This is a genomic window from Actinokineospora cianjurensis (genome assembly GCF_003663795.1).
GTDB classification, from domain to species: domain Bacteria; phylum Actinomycetota; class Actinomycetes; order Mycobacteriales; family Pseudonocardiaceae; genus Actinokineospora; species Actinokineospora terrae.
Window position 1 is genome coordinate 534539 of the sequence record NZ_RCDD01000004.1, and the last position, 19531, is coordinate 554069.

Consider the following 19531-nt stretch of genomic DNA (forward strand, 5'->3'; position numbering starts at 1 on the left):
CAGGCGCTCACCCGATCCCGGGTCAGCGCACGGTCGGCCGCGCCCGCGTCCGGGCGCGCCCGAGTCCCGCCACGAGAGGAAGTCCATGAGCACCAAGGAAGAAGTCCGCGCCTTCGTCATCGACGCGTTGGTCGGCCTGCAGTACGCCACCAAGGACGTCGCTGGCGACACCCAGCTCGGCCCGGCCGGGCTCGACCTGGAGTCGCTGTCGATGGCCGAGCTGACCGTGCAGCTGGAGGACCGCTTCGGCGTCAAGATCGACGAGGACGAGATCGAGCAGGTCTCGCTGATGACCATCGACGAGTTCGTCGCCGATGTCGCTGGCAGGCTGGAGCCGGTCGCCGAGGGCAGCGTTCGTGAGTGAGACCACCGCCGCTCCCAGCAGGGCGGACGTCGTCGAGATGATCTCCGGCTACCGCGCCCAGGTGTCCAAGGCCGACACCGAGGACCTCGACTCGCTCGAGCTGGCGTGGCTGCTGCACCAGGCCGAGCAGCGCTACGGCGTCGAGCTCGACCTCGACGACGCCGACCTGTCGCGGATGCACACCGTGGCCGGGGCCGCGCAGGTGCTCGCCGACCTGGTGGGTGGGCGCGGCGATGGCTGAGGCGCACGGGGCCGGTCGCGCGGACGTGGTGGTCACCGGGTTGGCCGCGGTCGCGGGCACCGGGTGGGACCTGGCCGCGCTCGGCGAGCGGACCGCGGTGGGCGACCCCGCGTTCACGCCCGTCACCCGGTTCGACGCGGGTCGCTACCGCACCGACCTGGCCGCTCAGCTGCCCGGTGACCCGGTGCTGGCCGACGAGCTCGTCGCCGTCCTCGACCAGGCTTGCGCGCAGGCCGGGCTGGGCGCCGACGAGCGCGCGGTGAGCCCGTTGCTGGTCGCGGTGCACGGCGACCCGGCGGTGGCGCGGCTGCCCGAGTCCGACCGCACCGGCCCCGGCGCCATCGCTTCCGCCATCGCGCGCCGGGCCGGTCTCGGTCCCGCGCCGAGGGCGTACATGACCGCGTGCGTCGCCGCGAGCACCGCGGTCGCCGACGCGGCCACGATGATCACCCACGGCCGCGCGCACCGGGTCGTCGTCGCCGCGGGCTACCTGGTCGAACAGGACAACTTCGCCCTGTTCGACGCGGGCCGCTCGCTGGCGACCGACGGCCACGTCCGCCCGTTCAGCGCGGGCAGGCAGGGGATGCTGCTCGGCGACGGCATCGCCGCGGTGGTCCTGGAGTCGGCCGAGGAAGCGGCCCGCCGGGGCGCGACCCCGTTGGCCGCGATCGCGGGCTGGGGCCGGGCTGGCGACGCCTTCCACATCACCCAGCCCGACCCGGAGGGCGGCGGCATGACCAGGGCCGTCACCGCGGCGCTGCGCAAGGCGGGTCGCACCCCCGCCGACATCGGCTACATCAACGCCCACGGCACCGGCACGACCCAGAGCGACGCGGCGGAAGCGGTCGCGCTGCACCGCGCCCTGGGCGACGAGGTCGCGCGGATCCCGGTGAGCTCGTCGAAGTCCGTGCACGGCCACACGCTGCAGGCTGGCGGGCTGCTGGAGTTGGCGGTCACGATCCACGCGCTGCGCACCGGTCGACTGCCGGTCAACGCGGGCTACGCCGGACCGGACGAGAGCCTCGGCCTGAACCTGGTGCTCGACACCCCGCTCGAGCGCGAGGTCGACCACGCGCTCACCCTCAACTCCGCCTTCGGCGGCGCGAACACCGCATTGGTGGTGGCACGGGTATGACCACGACCGCGGACACCGATCTGTCCACGTTGGACTTATCCGATGTGGGCGGTCTGACCGTGCTCGCCGAGGCGCGGTTCCCCGGGGCGGACCCGTCCCGGCAACCGGCGCCGCTGCCCGGGTTCGTCAGCTCGTCGTTCGCCCCGCTCATCGCGCAGGCCGCCGACGACTGCATGAGCCAGGTGCACGGCAGCGCCCCCGCGCCCGCCGAGCGCGGCGACCGCACCGCCGTGGTGGTGGTCAGCACCCGCGGCGACCTGGGCACCGCCACCGCCGTCGCCGCCGCCATCGAGGCGGGCAAGCGGATGCCGCCCATCCTGTTCTTCCAGTCCGTGGCCAACTCCGCGGCGGGCCGGGTCGCGGTGACCTGGGGCCTGCGCGGGCCGGTCGTGTGCACCAGCCCGGTCGACGACCCGGTCGCCGACGCGCTGGCCGTCGCCGACCTGCTGCTCACCGACGAGGCCGCCGACGAGGTGCTGGTGGTGCTCGTCGAGCAGGGCGCGGAGGCGGCCGCCGCGCTGCTGCTGGCCAGGCAAGGACGCACCACCGACCAGACGCGCCAGCGAACCGACCAGAGGAGCACGCAGTGACCGTCAAGACAACCAGGGCGCAGCTGGCGGCCGACCCGGACCTGGGCATCGGCAACGTGCTCAGCACGCTCGTGCGCAGCGGTTACGGCCTCGACGAGCCGACGCTGAGCTTCGACACCGACGTCGACGGCCACCCCGCGTGGGAGGCGCTGAGCCTGCGGCAGCTGGAGTTCGCCGTCGCCGGGCGCGCGTCGGTGTTCCACACCAAGGGGATCCGCCCGCGCGACCCGGTCGCGGTCTACGTGACCGACTCCGCCGACCTGGTGCTCAACTACCTGGCGCTCTCCCGCATCGGCGCGATCCCGGCGCTGGTGAACAAGAACCTGCCCGGTGCCACCGCGGCCGTGTACATCACCCGGGTCCGCCCGGTCGCCGTGCTCACCGACGCCCCGCACCGGGCCGCGCTCGGCGACGGCGTCGAGGGCGTCGAGCTGTTCATCGACGTGACCGAGCTGGGCAACGGCGACCCGGCCGCCGCGCCGCCGCAGTTCCGCCACCACGCCGACGACCCGGTGGTCATCACCCACTCCTCGGGCACCACCGGCATGCCCAAGGCGGTCGTGGCCTCGCACTCGAGCCTGTTCGCCTCGGTCCGCCACCGGCTGCGCCTGCCGCGCGCCCAGGGTGTCGACCGGATGCTGTCCGCGCTGCCCGCCAACCACGCCGCGATCGTCATCGCGACCAGCCTGGCGCTGAGCAACCGCTCGCAGCTGCTGTGCCTGTCCGAGCAGTCCGGCGCCAAGGTGCTGGCCGCGGTCGACCGCTGGAAGCCGACCTGCGTGCTGGGCTTCGCCGCGACCTGGCCGGAGCTGGTCTCCCAGGACCTGACCGCCTACGACGTGGCCTCGGTGCAGTTCTGGTGGAACACCGGCGACTGCGCGCACGAGGCGCACATCCGCAGGCTGATCTCGGTCGGCACCCGCACCGTGGTCACCGCGCAGGGCGTGAGCCAGGTGACCGGGTCGGCGTTCATCGACGGCCTCGGCTCCACCGAGATGGGCCACTCGCAGTTCTTCATCACCCACACCCCCGACACCGACCGCTACGGGCGCTGCATCGGCAAGCCGCACGCGTTCTCCGACATCGCGGTCCTCGACGACAACGGCGACAAGCTGCCCGTCGGTGAGGTCGGCCAGCTCGGGGTGCGGTCGCCAACGTTGGCGCCGGGGTACTGGAACGACTCGGTGACGACCTACCGCAGCAGGCTCGCCGGGTACTTCCTCACCGGTGACCTCGCGTACCGCGACGCGGAGGGTTTCTACTACCACGTCGACCGGGCCGTTGACGCTATCGACCTCGGTGAGGGCAAGCGCTTGTACACCGCGCAGTCCGAGGAGCGCGTGCTCGCGACCAACCCGGACGTGCTCGACTGCACGGTCGTCGCGGTCAAGGACGACAGCGGTCAGGTCGTGTCGGCGGTCCTGTTGACGCTCAACTCCGGTGCTGACACTTCCATCGACCGGACCGAAGCGGTCAAGGCAGCCCTGCCCGAGTACGTTGCCGCCACCATCCGCGAGGTCGTCGTCGTGAACGAGGACGACATCCCGCGCGGCGCTACCGGCAAGGTCCGCAAGGTCGTCCTGCGCCAGCAGCACGTCGACAAGCTCCGCGCGGTGACCGCGTGAGCGCCCCCGGCCGCACGGCGGTCATGACCGGCATCGGCATGGTCACCCCCGCGGGTCGGGGTCTGACCGCCACGTTCGACGCGCAGTGCGAGGGCCGCTCCGGCATCGTCACCCCGCCGCGCGACCACGTGGTCGCCACCTGGATCGAGAACGCCGGTGTCGCACCGGACATCGACCCGGCCACGATCTACAAGCGCGCCGACCCGTGCCTGGACCGGTATGTGCTGTTGGCGCTGGCCGCGGCGGATGACGCTATCGCCGACGCGGGCATCGCGGTGGGCGACAACGCCGACCCGCACCGGATCGCGACCGTCGTCTCCAGCGGCGGCGGCGGTCTGCTCACCTACGAGGACCAGGCCGCCACTCGTCGGGAGAAGGGCCGCACCGGGATCAGCCCGTACATGATCCCCGGCATCCTGCCGAACATGGCCGCCGCGCGGATCGCGCTGCGGTTCGGCCTACGCGGCTACAGCGCGGCGATCGCGACCGCGTGCGCCGCCGGTGCGCAGTCGATCGCCGAGGGCCTGCGGTTGATCCGCGCGGGCGAGGCAGACGTCGTCGTCTGCGGTGGCACTGACGCGCCGCTGCACCCGAGCATCGCGACCGGGTTCGTCAACGCTCGCGCTACCGCCAACGGTTGGGCCGACCCGACTCAGGCAAGCCGACCGTTCGACAGTGGCCGCAACGGGTTCGTGCTCAGCGAGGGCGCGTGCGTCGTAGTGCTGGAGAGCGTCGAGCACGCCGAGGCGCGCGGGGCCGCCGGGTACGCGGACATCATCGGCTGGGGTGGTACCACTGACGCCCACCACTTGACCGCGCCGCGCGCGGACGGTGAGGGCGCTGCCGAGGCGATGCGCAAGGCAGTCAGGGACGCCGGTCTTGTCCCGTCCGATGTGGAGTACATCAACGCGCACGGCACCAGCACCAAGCGCGGCGACGTCGCCGAGACCAAGGCGGTGCACGACGTGTTCGGCACCGGCGGACCCGCGGTCAGCGCGACCAAGTCGGTCATCGGCCACTCGCTGGCCGCTGCGGGCGCGATCGAGGCGGCGGTGACCGCGCTGGCCATCGCCAAGGGCACCCTGCCGCCGACGTTCAACCTGACCGACGTCGACCCGAGGTGCGACCTCGACCACGTGCTGGACAAGCCGAGGCAGGGGCCGGTGTCGGTGGCGCTGTCGAACTCCTTCGGGTTCGGCGGGCACAACATCAGCCTCGCGGTCGGACCGACGAGCACCACCGCGAAGCGATTCGGCTGAGCGACGCGCACAGCGGGAAAGGGAACACGATGAGTGGGACGGAAATCGAGAACGGCCGGGTCGCCGCCGACACCGACGCCGATCCGGGGCCGCCGCCGCTGCACGAGTTCTGGTGGCTGCACGACGCCCGCTGGTACCAGGGCGTGCTGCGCCGGTTCGGCCAGGAAGCGGCGAACGAGATCAATGCCGAGGCCATCCGGTTCGTGTTCCGCCGCGTCGCCCGCTGGTACCGCCACCAGCACGGGCTCGACTTCCGGGCGATGTCGCTCGACGAGTTCGTGAAGTGGTTCGCGGAAATTCCCAAGATCTCCTGGAACCCGGCCATGATGGTCGCCGAACACGCTGTGACCGGGGACGACGAGTGGGAAAGCGTCATCACCAAGAACTACGCGTTGAAGATGTTGGCCGCCGCGCGGGCGTTGGACGGGTACGAATGCCCCTGTCCGCAGATGCGTGAGGGCTGGTTCGAGGGAATGGGTGTCACGGTCCGTGACAGCAGGGTGTCGTGCGTGCGCACCGGTGGTGAAGTGTGTCGATTCCACGCGGTTATGGACCAGGGATCATGACGATTGTGGTAAACATGTTCTAGTGCCGGGTCGGCCTTCCAGTCGGAAATAAAGCGGACAAACCAGCGTGGGTGACGATGTCGCTCTCGCGTGTTTCCGGTGCCGTCGAAACCTGGTGTTGTCATCGGTAACCGAATCACTCCCGAAGGGGGAGAAATGGATATCCAGGACATCGACCACGTCGAGCTCTACGTCGGTGACGTCCAGCAGTCGGCGTTCTACCTGTGCACCGCGCTCGGGTTCCGGGTGGCGGGCCAGGGCGGGCCGGAGACCAGCCTGCCCGACGACCGGTCGCTGCTGCTGCGGCACGGCCGAATACAGCTGCTGCTCACCTCCGGCCTCAACCCGCGCAGCGCCGCCGCCCAGTACGTGGCCCGCCACGGCGACGGCGTGTCCAGCCTCGCCTTCACCGTCGCCGACGCGCGGGCCGCCTTCGAGCAGGCCGTCAGCCGGGGCGCGACCGCGGTGGCCGAGCCGGTCACCCACACCGACGGCGAGAGCAGCGTGACCATCGCCGAGGTCATCGGCTTCGGCGACGTGCGGCACCGGTTCATCGAGCGCCACGGCGAGCGCGACCAGTTCCTGCCCGGCGTGATCGGCATGCTGACCCAGGACGTCGAGGAGGGCGACACCCTGCTCGACATCGTCGACCACGTCGCCGTCTGCCTGCCCGCCGGGACGCTGGCCGAGACCGTCCGGTTCTACCAGGACGTCTTCGACTTCGACCAGATCTTCGAGGAGTACATCGAGATCGGCGACCAGGCGATGGACTCCAAGGTCGTGCAGAGCAAGTCGACCAAGGTGACCTTCACCCTGATCGAGCCGGACAGCACCCGCCGCCCCGGCCAGATCGACGACTTCCTGGCCCGCCACGACGGCGCGGGCGTGCAGCACCTGGCGTTCCTCACCGACGACATCGTCGGCTCGGTCGAGACCTTCGCCGCGCGGGGCGTGCAGTTCCTGTCGACCCCGGCCAGTTACTACGACGCGCTCCAGGAGCGCCTGGGCCGGGTCGACCTCGGGGTGGAGGCGCTGCGCCGCACCAACGTGCTCGTCGACCGCGACCACTGGGGCGAGGTCTTCCAGATCTTCACCCGGTCCATCCACGCCAGGGGCACCTACTTCCTGGAGGTCATCGACCGCCACGGTGCCAAGACCTTCGGCAGCGGCAACATCCGCGCGCTCTACGAGGCCGTGCTGCGCGCCTCGGAGAGCCCCGCGACCGCGGGCTGAGAAGCACACACAGGGGATAGAGGGGAAAACCAGCGTGACCACGCAACTGCGGACGTTCGACCTGACCGACGAAGAGCGCGCGTTACTGCCGACCGACGAAGAGGTCCAGTTCTACGCCGAGCACGGGTGGTACCTGAGCAAGAAGCTGTTCACCGACGAGGAGATCGACACCCTCGTCGCGGCCAGTGAGGCGTACTACGGCGGGCACCGCGACCGCAAGCTCCCGTCGCACCCGGCGCGCCTGGCCTACTGGACGCCCGAGAAGGGCGACGTGCAGCGGCACAACGACTACGTGCACTACGAGGACGACACCCTCGGCGCGATCCTGCGCAAGCCGCTGCTCGGCGCGGTCGCCGCCCGGCTGGCCGAGGCCGAGTCGATCCGGGTCTTCCAGTCGACCCTGATCTACAAGCAGCCCAAGCCCGACGAGGTCACCAACATCGTCCCGTGGCACTTCGACAAGCACTACTGGTCGACGTCGACCTCGGAGAAGATGCTGACCGCGTTCATCCCCTTCCACGATTGCCCCGAGGAGATGGGCACGATCACCATGGTGGACGGCAGCCACCTGTGGAAGGAGATCGGCGACAACGACACCACCAACCGGCACTTCGCCGAGCGCGACCGCTCCGAGCTCGACCAGATGCTGGAGGACAACGCGTCCTTCAACAACGTCGAGGTCAAGAAGGTCCCCATGGAGATCCCCAAGGGGCACGTGAGCTTCCACCACTGCAAGACCTACCACGGCAGCGGCGCCAACGTCAGCGACCGCCCGCGCCGCGCGATCTCCCTGCACCTGCAGGACGGCGACAACGCCTACCGCGACTTCCGCACCTCCGACGGGTCGCAGGTGAACTACAACCACGACTTCCTGGTGCGCAAGACCGCCGCGGGGACCCCGGACTACTCCGACCCCGAGTACTGCCCGGTGACCTGGCAGTCCTGATCCTGCCCCCGTGGCCGACCCGTCGTGACGGGCCGGTTCCGGACCTGCCGTGACACCAGAGCCGCTCCGGCGAGAGGAACGAGATGCCCCCGAGTGTTGACCCGTCGCGCACCGGCCGGATCGCCGTGTGCGTCGTCGGCATGGGCCCGCGGGGCCTGTCGGTGCTGGAGCGGATCTGCGCCAACGCCCGGGATTCCCCGCGGGTTGAGCTGACCGTCCACGTGGTCGATCCGCACCACCCCGGTGCCGGTGGTGTGTGGCGGACCAGTCAGGACCGTCAGCTGCTGTTGAACACCGTCGCCTCCCAGGTGTCGATGTTCACCGACGACAGCGTTGACCTTGCCGGGCGGCTGGAGGTCGGGCCCAGCCTCTATGAGTGGGCGCGGTTCCTTGTCCTGATGGGCAACTCCGAGGGCTATCCGGAAGAGGTCCTGGCCCAGGCTCGTGAGCTAGGGCCGGACTCTTATCCCTCCCGGGCGTTCTACGGGCATTACCTCAAGTGGGTGTTCCGTCGCGTCGTGCGGCAGGCTCCCGGGACGGTGCGGGTGGAGGTGCACCGCTCGCGGGCGGTGTCCCTTGAGGACGCCACCGGCACCGTCGACGGGCCGCAGACGGTCCTGCTTGAGGACGGCACTCGGTTGGATGACCTCGCCGCGGTCATCCTGGCGCAAGGGCACGTCCCGGTCCGGCCCAGCGCTTCGGAGGAAGGGCTCGCCGCCTACGCCGCCGAGCACGGGTTGACCTATGTGCTGCCGTCGAACCCGGCCGATGTGGACCTGTCGGCGATCCAGCCCGGTACCGCTGTCGCGTTGCGTGGGCTCGGGCTGAACTTCTTCGACCACCTCGCCCTGTTCACCCTGGGGCGTGGTGGCCGGTTCGAGCGCGTCGATGGCCGGTTGGTCTACCGCGCGTCGGGCCGCGAACCCCAGCTGTACGCCGGTTCCCGCCGTGGTGTGCCGTACCACGCGCGGGGCGAGAACCAGAAGGGCCCTTCCGGCCGCCACGACCCGTTGGTGATCACGCCGGAGGTCATCGCGGACCTGCGGGCGCAGCGCGGGATCGACTTCCGCACCCAGCTGTGGCCGTTGATCGCGAAGGAGACGGAGACGGTCTACTACTCCACGTTGCTCGCCCAGCGCGAGTGCGTGTGTGTGGCGGACCGCTTCCGTGAGCGCTACCTGACCAAGTCTTGGGGCGACCCCACCGAGGCTCTCCTGCTCGACGAGTTCGGTATCCCCACCGGCGACCGGTGGGACTGGGAGCGCATCGCGACCCCGTTCCGCGGTCAGGTGTTCGCCGACCAGGACGCGTTCCAGCGCTGGCTGCTCGACTACCTCAGCGCCGACGCGGCCCACGCCCAGCAGGGCAACCTGGACAACCCGCTCAAGGCGGCGTTGGACGTGATGCGCGACCTGCGCAACGAGATCCGGCTCATCGTCGACCACAACGGCCTCAGTGGACACTCGCACCGAGACCACCTCGACGGGCACTACACCCCACTCAACGCGTTCTTGTCGATCGGACCGCCCGCGGCCCGCATCGAGCAGACCGTCGCGTTGATCGAGGCGGGCGTGCTGCACGTGATGGGCCCGGACGTGCGCCTGCGCGTGGACCCGGAGGAGCCCGGCTTCGTGCTGGAGTCGCCCGCGGTGCCGGGATCCGTGGTGCGCGCGACCGTGCTCATCGAGGCGCGGCTGCAAGAGATCGACCTGCGCCGTACGGCCGACCCGTTGCTGGGCAAGCTGATGGCGACCGGTCAGTGCCGTTTGCACAAGGTGGGGGAGTACGAGACCGGTGGCCTTGCCGTCACCGCTCGGCCCTACCGCGTCATCGACGCCGACGACCGCGCGCACCCGCGTCGGTTCGCCTTCGGTGTGCCGACGGAGTCCGTGCACTGGGTGACGGCGGCGGGGATCCGGCCCGGGGTGAACTCGGTGACCCTGGGTGACTCGGACGCGATCTCCTTGGCCTGCCTGGATCTTGCCGCTCCGGTCGCGGCGCCCGTCGCCGCGCGCGAGGCGGTGGCGGCGGGATGATTCCGGGAAACAAACCGCACGACCGTGCTAGATTGGTGCCATGACCGAGACACCGCTGCGCAGTGGACCGTCGACCGATCTCGAGCCCGGCACCTTCCGCCACGCAGGCCGGGTGTTCTTCGACGAGCTGGACCCGATGGGCATCCTGCACAACGCCCGCTACGCGGTGCACGTCGAGCGGGCCACCGCCGCGTTCTTCGAGGCCAACGGGTTCACCTGGGAGGCGTCGATCGAGGACAACCCGGACAAGTTCCACGCGGTGCGGCGCTTCGAGGTCGACCTGGAGCTGCCGTACCTGGGCACCGGTCCGCTGGACGTGGACCTGTGGCTCGACCACCTGGGCGCCACCAGCCTGCGCTACGGCTTCCGCTGCGTGGGACCTCAGGGCCAGACGCACGCGAGCGGCCTGCGGTCGGTCGTGAAGCTCAACCCCAAGACGTTCCGGCCCGAGCCGTGGACCGACCGGTGGCGCGCGGCGCACCTGTCCGTCCTGGGCCCGGCCCGGTCATCAGGCTGATTGCGGAGGGACCGTGCCAGGACTGCTCGACGGCAAACGACTGCTGATCACGGGGGTCATCACCGACTCCTCGATCGCCTTCGAGGTGGCCAGGTACGCCGCCGAGCAGGGGGCGCGGGTCATCCTCACCGGGTTCGGCCGGATGTCGCTGGTCGAGCGGCTGGCCAAGCGGCTCGGCCCGGACGTGCCGGTGATCGAGCTCGACGTCACCGACGCCGACCAGCTCGCCACCCTGGCCGACCGGGTCCGAGCGCACGACGCGTTCGCCGACGGCCTCGACGGCGTGCTGCACGCGATCGCGTACGCCCCGACCACCTGCCTCGGCGGCGAGTTCAGCCAGGCGCCGTGGGACGACGTGCGGACCGCGGTGCACGTGTCGACGTACTCGTTCAACTCGCTCACCGCCGCCTGCTTGCCGCTGCTCGGCCCCGGCTCGTCGGTCGTCGGCCTCGGGTTCGACGGGCAGGTCGCCTGGCCCACCTACAACTGGATGGGTGTCGCCAAGGCCGGGCTGGAGGCCGTCGTCCGGTACCTGGCGCGCGAGCTCGGACCGCGGGGAATCCGGGTCAACCTGGTCAACTCCGGTCCGCTGCGCACCAAGGCGGCCGTGTCCATCCCCGGGTTCGCCCAGCTCAAGGCCGACTGGGACAGCCACGCCCCGCTCGGCTGGGACCCGCACGACGCGCGCCCGGTCGCCACGTCGGTCTGCGCGCTGTTCTCCGACCTGCTCCCCGCCACCACCGCCTCCGTGCTCATGGTCGATGGCGGCGTGCACGCCATGGGCCTGGCCATGGGCTCCTGAGAGGACCCCGACATGCCACTGGACCCGCAGGTCGCCGCGATGCGCGAGCGCAAGATCGCGCAGGACACGCCGCCGCTCTACACCCTCTCGCTGGCCCAGGCCCGCGCCGATGACCTCGCCTCCATCCAGGCTGCCGGGGGGACGCCCGAGCAGGTGGGGTCGGTCGTCGACGACTCTTACCCCGGTCCGGACGGTGAGATCCAGATCCGCGTCTACCGGCCGGATGTCGAGGGCCCGCTGCCGGTGCTGTTCTACTTCTTCGGCGGTGGCTGGACTCTTGGCACCATCGACACCTCTGACGCCATCTGCCGTCGCCTGACCAACGCCGTCGGTTGCGTGACCGTGGCCGTGGGGTATCGCCTGGCGCCAGAGCACCGGTTCCCGGCCGCGCTTGAGGACTGCTACGGCGCGGTGGAGTGGTTCGCTGCCAACGGTTCCCGCTATGGGGCAGACGTCAGCCGTATCGCGGTCGGTGGCGATAGCGCGGGCGGTAACCTCGCCGCGGTCGTGTCACTCATGTCGCGCGACAGGGGCGGCCCGCGGCTTCAGGCCCAACTGCTCGTGTACCCGAACACGGACTACACGGCGTCTTCCGGCTCTATGGCCGAGAACGTCGACCCCGCGTTCTTCAACAACCGTTCCGTGGCTTGGTACTGGAGCCACTACCTGGCCGACGCGCCGTCCGAGGGCATGGATCCGCGTGTGTCGCCGTTGCGCGCGACAGACCACACCGGGCTACCGCCTGCGTTGGTCATCACCGCCGAGTACGACCCGCTGCGCGACCAGGGCGAGGCGTACGCCGCGAAGTTGGCCGCGGCTGGTGTTCCGGCCGAGGTGAGCCGCTACGACGGTATGGTGCACGGCTTCTTCGCCATGGCCGGTGACCTCGCGGCAGGGGAGCGGGCGCAAGAAGAGGCTGCTGCTTTTTTGCGGAAATTCCTGTAGTCAGATGCCGTAGTGGGTGGCCCGACAGCGAGGGGTGCAGGCGTGTCAGTAGAGACCATGTCGGGGGTGCTGCTGCGGGCGGCCGACCTCCACGGCAGCGTCACCGACCCGGGCATGGAGTCGATGAACTTCCTCAACGAGGTGGTCGGCCGGTTCCCGGACGCCATCTCGTTCGCCCCCGGGCGGCCGTACGAGGGGTTCTTCGAGACCAGCCAGGTGTTCGACTACCTCAAGGCGTACACCGACTACCTGGAGCGCGACCGCGGGTTCACCCCGGCGCAGGTCCGGACGAACATCTTCCAGTACGGCCGCACCAACGGGCACATCCACGACCTCATCGCCCGCACCGTCTCGAACGACGAGGGGATCGAGGTCTCGCCGCAGTCGGTCGTGGTGACGGTCGGTTGCCAGGAGGGCATGCTGCTCACCCTGCGTGCCCTCTTCGCCGGTCCGGACGACGTGCTGCTGGTCAGTTCCCCTTGCTACGTCGGCATCACCGGTACCGCCACCGTGCTGGACATCGCGATCCACCCGGTGCCCGAGGGTCCGCATGGCGTCGACCCGGCTGCGGTCGCCGCTGCGGCGGCTGAGGTGCGTGCGCAGGGTAAGAGGCCGCGTGCGATGTACCTGGTGCCGGACTTCGCCAACCCGTCCGGCTCCAGCATGCCGGTCGAGGCCCGCGAGGAGCTGCTGCGCGTCGCCGAGCAGGAAGACCTCTTACTGCTAGAGGACAACCCGTACGGCTTCTTCCTCCGCGAAGGCAACCCGCGCCCGACTCTGAAGGCCCTCGACCGCGCCAAGCGAGTCATCTACCTGGGTTCCTTCGCCAAGACCGGCTTCCCCGGCGCCCGTGTCGGCTACGTGCTGGCAGACCAGCCCGTCGCCGCTGCCGATGGCACGGTGGGCTTGCTCGCCGACAGCCTCTCCAAGATCAAGAGCATGACCACGGTCAACACGGCGGCGCTGAGCCAGGCGGCCATCGGCGGCATGCTGGTCCTCGCGGACTGCAAGCTGCGCGACGCCAACGCCCAGGCCATCGACTTCTACCGCACCAACCTCCAGACCGTCCTGGACGAACTGGAACACCACTTCCCCGCCGATGTCCGCGAGACCCTCGGCATCTCCTGGAACGCCCCCGAGGGCGGCTTCTTCCTGGTGGTCAAGGTCCCCTTCCCCGCCAACGACGCGGCCCTGCACCGCGCCGCCGGCGACTACGGCGTCCTCTGGACCCCCATGAGCTACTTCCACCACGACACCGCGGGCGACCACCAGCTCCGCCTCTCGTGCAGCGCCCTGGACCCGGCCACCATCCGCGAGGGCATGACCCGCCTGGCCACCTTCATCAAGGACTCCGCCCAGGCTTAGCCCGTGACGGCGCCCGTCGACCTCATGGGGACGACGGGCGCCGTCGTATGCCTGACACGGCCGCTCGCGTTCGGGATGCTTCCCCGGTGAACAAGACTGGACGGCAGACCGGCCGGACGGGTCGAGCGGTGCTCGCCGTGGTGACCCCGGTCGTGCTGGTCACCGCCGCCGCGGTCCTGGTCCTCAGCCGGGTGCTGGACATCAGCACCTCGGCGGCCAGGCTGGAGATGATCCGCACCGCGCTCACCATCGGCGCGGGCACCGGCGCGCTCACCACCCTGGTCCTGGCCCTGCGCCGCCAGTGGGCCACCGAGCACGACGCGACCGAGCGGCGCCTCACCGACCTCTACGTCAAGGCCATCGAACAACTCGGCTCCGACAAGCCCCCCGTCCGCCACGGCGCGCTGTACGCCCTGGAGCGCATCGCCCAGGACAACCCCGCCCACCGCCAGACGGTCGTCAACCTCATCTGCGCCTACCTGCGCGGCCCGTGGATCCCCCCGACGAACAGGCCCGCGACCCGCGTCGGCGGACTCCGCAAGAACCGGTCGGCGCCCGCGCTTTCGGCCACCGACCAGGGCAAGCGGGAGGAGCGCGAGGTCCGCAACACCGCCAGCCGAATCCTGCACCGCCACCTCCAGCGCGACCCGGCGTCCAAGCGCCCCCTGGCCACGTTCTGGCCGGACATCGACCTCGACCTCGCGGGCGCCGTCCTCGTCGACTTCTCCCTGGACCACTGCGCTGTCCGTGCGGCCACCTTCGCCGGGGCCACCTTCGCCCGCGACATGACCTTCGCGGGAACGGTGTTCGCGGGCGCCGTCCGCTTCGACCGTGCCACCTTCACCGGCACGTGCAGCTTCTACCAGGTCGCCTTCAAGGGGACGGCCTGGTTCGCAGGCGCCACCTTCAAGCGCCTCACCTACTTCGGCTCCGCCTCGTTCGGTGTCAGTGCCGGGTTCGAGGACGCCGTCTTCGAGGAGTTCGTCCTGTTCGACGAGGCCACCTGGTCCGGCGACGGCAACTTCGCCCGGACCACGTTCGACGCGGTCTCCTTCGACAACACCGTTTTCCGCCAGTCGGCCCGGTTCAAGGCCGCCACGTTCACCAGTCTCCCCACCTTCCGCGACGCCCAGTTGCGCTCAGGCGGCGCGGACCCGCGGCGGCCTTCCTCCCCCTTCACCGACTTCACCGACGCCCGGTTCGCCCACGGGGTGCCGCCGGAGATCCGCGGGTTCATCGACGACACCCCCGGCTGAGCGCCGATTGTCCACTGTGGACGCGGTTCGCCCGGTCGATGTTGACCCATTAGGGTGGCGGGGGAACTCGTGGCCCGGATTTCGCGTTGTAGGTGGACTCGCTCTGTCACACCCCTGGAGGCTTGCGCGTGCCTGTGTCCCTCCCGCCTCTCGACAAGCAGATCCTGCGCCTCCACGAGTTGGGCATCCCGGAGTTGGCCGGGCTTTCCGCGAACGACCTCGACCTCCCCGATGTCGACAACGCCCTGCTCGTCGTCCACCCCGACCGGCTCAAGACCTCCGCGCTGGCGCCGCTGCTGCGGCACAAGGAGAAGCCCGGGTTCGTCGTGCTGGACATGCCCGACCTCGACGACTTCACCCCAACGGTGGAACTTCCGAACAAGCCGGTCTACCTGGTCACCGATATCGACCGGGGTGACGACATGGCCAACTGGACCCCCGAGGACGCCCTGCCCGAGATCACCGGCGCCGGTCGTACGCCTCTCACGGTGGGGGAGGGCGTGCAGTGGCTCTTGCACCAGCCGGAGGCTCTAGAGCGCACGCGGTGCTTCATGACCATCTCCTCGCGGTTGCGCAAGGCCGACGGCAAGTTCGACACCCGCACTCCCGCGATCTGGATCAGCAACGGCATCGGCCGCGACGGCAGGGGTCACAAGGACGCCCCCAAGGTCGGGTGGTGCTGGTGGGGCAACCGGCACACCTGGTTGGGCTTCGCCTCCGGCCGCACCCGCTCCTAGCCGTGTTGGACATCTGTACGGTTGTACATGTACAGATGTCCAACACGGGGGAGTGGCCATGCTCGCATGGGTCTACCTGGGCCTGGCGATCACCTTCGAGGTGGTCGCGACCAGCCTGATGAAGTCGACGCAGGGGTTCACGCAGCTCTGGCCGACCGTGACCGTGCTCGCCGGGTACGCGGTCGCGTTCTTCATGCTCGCCAAGGCCCTGCAGCACGGGATGGAGATCGGCGTCGGGTACGCCATCTGGTCCGCACTCGGCACCACGGTGATCGTGATCGTCGGCGCGCTGTTCCTCAACGAGGCGCTCACCCCGGTCAAGGTCATCGGCGTGGTCCTGGTGGTCGCGGGCGTGATCACCCTCAACCTCGGCGGTGCGCACTGAACCGCCGCCGCGACCCCGGGGCCAGGCGCCAGGAGATCATCGACGCCGCCTGCGCGCTCATCCCGACCCTCGGCGTCGCGGGCCTCACCCACCGGGCTGTCGCCGCGCGCGCGGGTGTCCCCGTCGGCTCGACCACCTACTACTTCGCCACCCTCGGCGACCTGACCACGGCCGCGTTGGAGCAGGTCACCCAGGCGTGGACCGCCGACCTGGCCGAACTGTCGTCCGAGGTCAAGTGCGCCGACGACCCGGTGTCGGCGCTGGTCGCGTTGTCCCTGTCGTACCACGGCAGCGAGCGCGCGGTGGTCGAGGCCGAGCTGTACCTGGCCGCCACCCACCGCCCCGAGCTGCGCGCGCTCGCCGACTGCTGGCGCACCGCTCTCGTCGACGTGCTGACGCTCCGGTACCCGCCAGACCGTGCGCGCGCCGCCGCCGTGTTCCTCGACGGCGTGCTGCTCGACGCCCTGAGCAACGCCACCCCGCTGGAGCCCGCCGCGATCGCCGCCGCGCTGCGCGACCTGCTGGGCACGCCGACGGGCTAGCGATCAGCGCGCGACCGGGGTGAACGGGCGGATCTCCTCGATGCCGTCGCGCGTGGTCAGGTACGTCGACTCGGGTACCTCTCGCCACGCGCCCCGCAGGCCGCCCAGGGGTTCGGAGACGATGAGTCGTGCGTCGTCGGAGAGCTCGTGCAGCTCCGGGTTGTCCGGGTACTGCGCGCGCAGCGTCGAGATGTCGGCGCTGTGGAACAGCGAGCGGGAACGCCGTTCGCTGGAGTAGCGGAACGCCCAGGTGGTGTCGCCGTCGGTGGTCGCGACCGCGAGCTGGAGCGGGTACGCGATGCCGTGGCGTTGACCCACCTGCTCGACGAACCCGACCGCCTGGGCGATGGCCGCGGGTGGGTCGTGCTCCAGGCCCATGGTCAGCGCGAGGTAGAACAACACCTCGGAGTCGGTCGACCCCTCGATGCCCGGGTAGAGCTCGGGGTCGACGGCGAGCACCAGGTCGCGCTTGATCAGCGGGAAGCCCGCGATCGCGCCGTTGTGCATCCACAGCCAGTGGTCGTGCCGGAAGGGGTGGCAGTTGGTCCGCTGCACCGCGGTGCCGGTGGTGGCGCGGACGTGGGCGAAGACCCTGCGGGAGGTGACTTGGATGGCCACCTCGCGCAGGTTGTCGTCCTGCCAGGCGGGCTGGACGTCGCGGTACACCCCCGGTGTCGCCCGGTCGCCGTACCAGCCGATGCCGAAGCCGTCGCCGTTGGTGGTCTCCACGCCGAGCTGGGCCTGTTTGCTCTGCACGATGAGGGAGTTCTCGGGTTTGTAGAGCAGGTCCTCCAGCCGCACGGGCGAGCCGGAGTACGCGATCCATCGACACATGCCGACCTCCTTGCGCCCAGCCCACCACCGCGACCGTGCCGAGGTCATCGCCCGCGCCGGATGAGTCCACCCGGGTTCCCGTCACCCCATCCGGCGGTCGCTGATAGTTTCCGCCTCAGCTCGCCGCCATCTCGGTCAGCGCCCGGGTCGCCAGCTCGACGAACTGGGTCAGGTTCGCCTGGCTCATGGTCATCGTGTACTCGCCGGACTGCCCGAACTGCAGGGTCGCCTGGTTCCCCTCGACCGCCTCCAGCTTGATCGGGACGTCGTGCGCGAGGTCGACCCAAGCCTCGACAGAGACGCCCGGTTGGGTGAAAAGTGCCATGGGGTGCCACCTTCTGCTCTACGGTGATCGGGACATAAGCCCGACTGTCGTGCTGAACGTTAGGGCGACAGTCGGGCTACTGACAAGACCCACGATCGGGTGAACCGAAGGGGACGTCCATGGGCCACGCGCGGCCTACATTCGAACGCAGGCAACTGGGCCTGGTCCTCCGCCGGTTGCGGGAACGCTCCGGCATGACGCAGCAGGCAGGCGCCGAGGCGGTGGGCAAGGTCCGCTCCCGCATCGTGCAGCTGGAGGACGGAACCGCCACCGCCAGCGAGGAAGACCTCCGAACCCTCCTCGATTGCTACACCGTCACCGGCGACGAACGCACCACCGTCCTCGAACTGGGCGCCCAAGCCCGCCGCCGCCAGAAACGCCGCGTCCACGTAGACAATCTGCCGGACGCCTACCGCCGCTTCGCCGACCTCGAAGCCAGTGCTTCCGAAATCAACTGCTTCGAGACCGGTGTCATCCCTGGGCTTCTCCAGTCGGAGGGGTACATCCAGGCATTGCTCGCCGAGGCGGACGGCGTGCTGTGGTCCGAGAGTGACACGCAAGGCGAAGACAGGTGGGTCTATCGCCTGGACCGCCAAACCCGGATGCTCAGCGAGGGCGACCGCCGCATCTTGCGGTTCGTCGTCACCGAAGACGCCTTGCGCGCCAACATGGGCGCACCCGAGGTCATGCGCGAGCAGTTGGGACATCTGCTCGGACTGCTCGACAAGTTGCCCGACCTGAATATCCGGGTTCTGCAAGCTGGGGCTTATGGCAACCCGTTGCGCGGGTCGGGTTTGACCATCTTCGGCTTTGGTGAGCGGGGAACGCCGATCGGCTACTCATCACCCGTTTTCGGGCCGTCAACTTACTATGACGGTGATCCTGAAGCCACGGCTATGCTTCGAGCGTTCTACCGGTCTTGGGAGACGGCCTTGAGCCGCGAAGAGTCCCGCCGGTTGATCCAGCTCATCGCGAAGGAGTAGCTCCCATGGTTGCCCAGGTCCGGGACACAGGTTGGTTCAAGAGCAGCCGCAGTACCGCTGCCACTGAGAACTGTGTCGAGGTGCGGCTGACCGACACCACCGTGCGAGTGCGGGACACCAAGAACCGTTCCGCTGGCACCCTTGCCATCACCCCAGCAACCTGGACCGCGTTGGTTACCGGCATCAAGACGGCCTAGGAGGTCCCCATGACCACCGGTTGGTTCAAGAGCAGCCGTAGCGGCGCAGTCAACGAGAACTGCGTCGAGGTCCGCCTGACCCCCACCACCATCGGCGTCCGCGACACCAAGAACCGCACCGCGGGCGCCCTCTCCCTCCACCCCACCACCTGGGCCGCCTTCCTCACCACCACCAAGAACGCCTAGACCCGCTCCAGCCGCCAACGGGCGTAGTCCCGGGCCAACCGAGCCCGCCGAGACGACCCTTGGCCGTTGCTGACCGCGATGTGGGTCCAGAGCCCAGCCACATAAACCGCCCACGCCGTGAGCCCCCGCTCATCGACACCGGCGAACGTGGACCGGGCTCTGGCCCACCCCTCGGCCTCGCCCGGCGTGTGCCCGGCCTCGATCAGCCGCAACACCATGAACGCGGTGTCGACCCACCGCGCACCCGCGCCGGGAAACCCCCAGTCCACGGACTGGCCGCACTGAATCGCCCTGACGGTGCGGCTGAACTCCTGCGGAATCACCCCGCCGACATCGGGCGCCACGTTGGCGACCTTCCCGCACGAGTCCGTGGGCGCTCATCGCTCCCGCAGCGGCCGCACCCCACCTGGGTGATCATGCTTCACCACCCCCGCCAGACTCGGCGATCTAGAGCCAGACTGG

Annotated in this window: 24 protein-coding genes; 21 read left to right on the forward strand and 3 right to left on the reverse strand. The window is 69.9% G+C overall.

Going from position 1 to position 19531, the window contains the following annotated elements:
* Positions 1–85 precede the first annotated feature (85 nt).
* The 18 genes from CLV68_RS25155 to CLV68_RS25240 all read left to right on the forward strand — a co-directional run bounded on the left by CLV68_RS25155 (position 86) and on the right by CLV68_RS25240 (position 16544).
* Positions 86–364: an acyl carrier protein gene (locus tag CLV68_RS25155; protein WP_092776392.1), complete on the forward strand. Its 279-nt coding sequence runs from the start codon at positions 86–88 to the stop codon at positions 362–364.
* Positions 357–605 carry a hypothetical protein gene (locus CLV68_RS25160; protein ID WP_246010089.1) on the forward strand — a complete coding sequence of 83 codons (249 nt, stop codon included), beginning with the start codon at positions 357–359 and terminating at the stop codon, positions 603–605. The genes CLV68_RS25155 and CLV68_RS25160 overlap by 8 nt, the downstream gene beginning before the upstream one ends.
* On the forward strand, positions 598–1740 hold the full coding sequence (locus CLV68_RS25165; RefSeq protein ID WP_121393425.1) for a beta-ketoacyl-[acyl-carrier-protein] synthase family protein: 1143 nt from the start codon (positions 598–600) through the stop codon (positions 1738–1740). Before CLV68_RS25160 ends, CLV68_RS25165 begins: the two co-directional genes overlap by 8 nt.
* Complete coding sequence (locus CLV68_RS25170; RefSeq protein ID WP_121393321.1) at positions 1737–2330, forward strand: beta-ketoacyl synthase chain length factor; 594 nt, start codon at positions 1737–1739, stop codon at positions 2328–2330. The genes CLV68_RS25165 and CLV68_RS25170 overlap by 4 nt, the downstream gene beginning before the upstream one ends.
* Positions 2327–3955, forward strand: coding sequence for a class I adenylate-forming enzyme family protein (locus CLV68_RS25175; RefSeq protein ID WP_211346751.1), 1629 nt, complete (start codon positions 2327–2329; stop codon positions 3953–3955). Before CLV68_RS25170 ends, CLV68_RS25175 begins: the two co-directional genes overlap by 4 nt.
* Entirely contained in the window at positions 3952–5214 is a 1263-nt protein-coding gene (locus CLV68_RS25180; protein WP_246010090.1) for a beta-ketoacyl-[acyl-carrier-protein] synthase family protein, read from the forward strand. Before CLV68_RS25175 ends, CLV68_RS25180 begins: the two co-directional genes overlap by 4 nt.
* A gap of 29 nt (positions 5215–5243) precedes the next feature.
* Positions 5244–5780 (forward strand): hypothetical protein, encoded by a 537-nt coding sequence (locus tag CLV68_RS25185; RefSeq protein WP_211346752.1) that lies wholly within the window; start codon positions 5244–5246, stop codon positions 5778–5780.
* Between the two features lie 156 nt (positions 5781–5936).
* The gene (gene hppD, locus CLV68_RS25190; RefSeq protein WP_121393322.1) at positions 5937–7013 is read left to right on the forward strand and encodes a 4-hydroxyphenylpyruvate dioxygenase; all 1077 of its coding nucleotides are present in this window, start codon (positions 5937–5939) and stop codon (positions 7011–7013) included.
* 34 nt (positions 7014–7047) lie between these two features.
* Positions 7048–7959 carry a phytanoyl-CoA dioxygenase family protein gene (locus CLV68_RS25195; protein ID WP_246010091.1) on the forward strand — a complete coding sequence of 304 codons (912 nt, stop codon included), beginning with the start codon at positions 7048–7050 and terminating at the stop codon, positions 7957–7959.
* Between the two features lie 83 nt (positions 7960–8042).
* On the forward strand, positions 8043–9995 hold the full coding sequence (locus CLV68_RS25200; protein ID WP_121393323.1) for an FAD/NAD(P)-binding protein: 1953 nt from the start codon (positions 8043–8045) through the stop codon (positions 9993–9995).
* Between the two features lie 40 nt (positions 9996–10035).
* Positions 10036–10512 carry an acyl-CoA thioesterase gene (locus tag CLV68_RS25205; RefSeq protein ID WP_121393324.1) on the forward strand — a complete coding sequence of 159 codons (477 nt, stop codon included), beginning with the start codon at positions 10036–10038 and terminating at the stop codon, positions 10510–10512.
* Positions 10513–10525: 13 nt separating this feature from the next.
* Entirely contained in the window at positions 10526–11314 is a 789-nt protein-coding gene (fabI, locus tag CLV68_RS25210; RefSeq protein ID WP_121393325.1) for an enoyl-ACP reductase FabI, read from the forward strand.
* A gap of 12 nt (positions 11315–11326) precedes the next feature.
* Complete coding sequence (locus CLV68_RS25215; RefSeq protein WP_121393326.1) at positions 11327–12259, forward strand: alpha/beta hydrolase; 933 nt, start codon at positions 11327–11329, stop codon at positions 12257–12259.
* A gap of 42 nt (positions 12260–12301) precedes the next feature.
* Positions 12302–13624: an aminotransferase-like domain-containing protein gene (locus CLV68_RS25220; RefSeq protein WP_246010092.1), complete on the forward strand. Its 1323-nt coding sequence runs from the start codon at positions 12302–12304 to the stop codon at positions 13622–13624.
* An 86-nt stretch (positions 13625–13710) separates the two neighbouring features.
* Positions 13711–14880 carry a pentapeptide repeat-containing protein gene (locus tag CLV68_RS25225; RefSeq protein ID WP_147460155.1) on the forward strand — a complete coding sequence of 390 codons (1170 nt, stop codon included), beginning with the start codon at positions 13711–13713 and terminating at the stop codon, positions 14878–14880.
* Positions 14881–15008: 128 nt separating this feature from the next.
* Positions 15009–15617: a DUF5701 family protein gene (locus CLV68_RS25230; protein ID WP_121393329.1), complete on the forward strand. Its 609-nt coding sequence runs from the start codon at positions 15009–15011 to the stop codon at positions 15615–15617.
* Positions 15618–15675: 58 nt separating this feature from the next.
* Complete coding sequence (locus CLV68_RS25235) at positions 15676–16002, forward strand: DMT family transporter (protein WP_121393430.1); 327 nt, start codon at positions 15676–15678, stop codon at positions 16000–16002.
* A gap of 176 nt (positions 16003–16178) precedes the next feature.
* Positions 16179–16544, forward strand: coding sequence for a TetR/AcrR family transcriptional regulator (locus CLV68_RS25240; RefSeq protein ID WP_246010104.1), 366 nt, complete (start codon positions 16179–16181; stop codon positions 16542–16544).
* Positions 16545–16547: 3 nt separating this feature from the next.
* Here the strand turns inward: CLV68_RS25240 and CLV68_RS25245 are convergent, their stop codons facing one another.
* On the reverse strand, positions 16548–17378 hold the full coding sequence (locus CLV68_RS25245) for a class II glutamine amidotransferase (protein ID WP_121393432.1): 831 nt from the start codon (positions 17376–17378) through the stop codon (positions 16548–16550).
* Between the two features lie 115 nt (positions 17379–17493).
* A complete protein-coding gene (locus tag CLV68_RS25250) occupies positions 17494–17703 on the reverse strand; it encodes a hypothetical protein (protein WP_092776353.1) in 210 nt (69 codons plus the stop codon).
* A 119-nt stretch (positions 17704–17822) separates the two neighbouring features.
* Here CLV68_RS25250 and CLV68_RS25255 point away from each other — a divergent pair, with 119 nt between their 5' ends.
* From CLV68_RS25255 to CLV68_RS25265, 3 genes are read left to right on the forward strand one after another with little or no spacing between them, the layout of a single operon-like run.
* Positions 17823–18686: a helix-turn-helix domain-containing protein gene (locus tag CLV68_RS25255; protein ID WP_121393330.1), complete on the forward strand. Its 864-nt coding sequence runs from the start codon at positions 17823–17825 to the stop codon at positions 18684–18686.
* Between the two features lie 5 nt (positions 18687–18691).
* Positions 18692–18883, forward strand: coding sequence for a DUF397 domain-containing protein (locus CLV68_RS25260; RefSeq protein ID WP_121393331.1), 192 nt, complete (start codon positions 18692–18694; stop codon positions 18881–18883).
* Positions 18884–18892: 9 nt separating this feature from the next.
* A complete protein-coding gene (locus tag CLV68_RS25265; protein ID WP_121393332.1) occupies positions 18893–19069 on the forward strand; it encodes a DUF397 domain-containing protein in 177 nt (58 codons plus the stop codon).
* Here CLV68_RS25265 and CLV68_RS25270 read toward each other — a convergent pair.
* Positions 19066–19413 (reverse strand): hypothetical protein, encoded by a 348-nt coding sequence (locus tag CLV68_RS25270; RefSeq protein WP_211346753.1) that lies wholly within the window; start codon positions 19411–19413, stop codon positions 19066–19068. The genes CLV68_RS25265 and CLV68_RS25270 overlap by 4 nt on opposite strands.
* Positions 19414–19531: the final 118 nt, after the last annotated feature.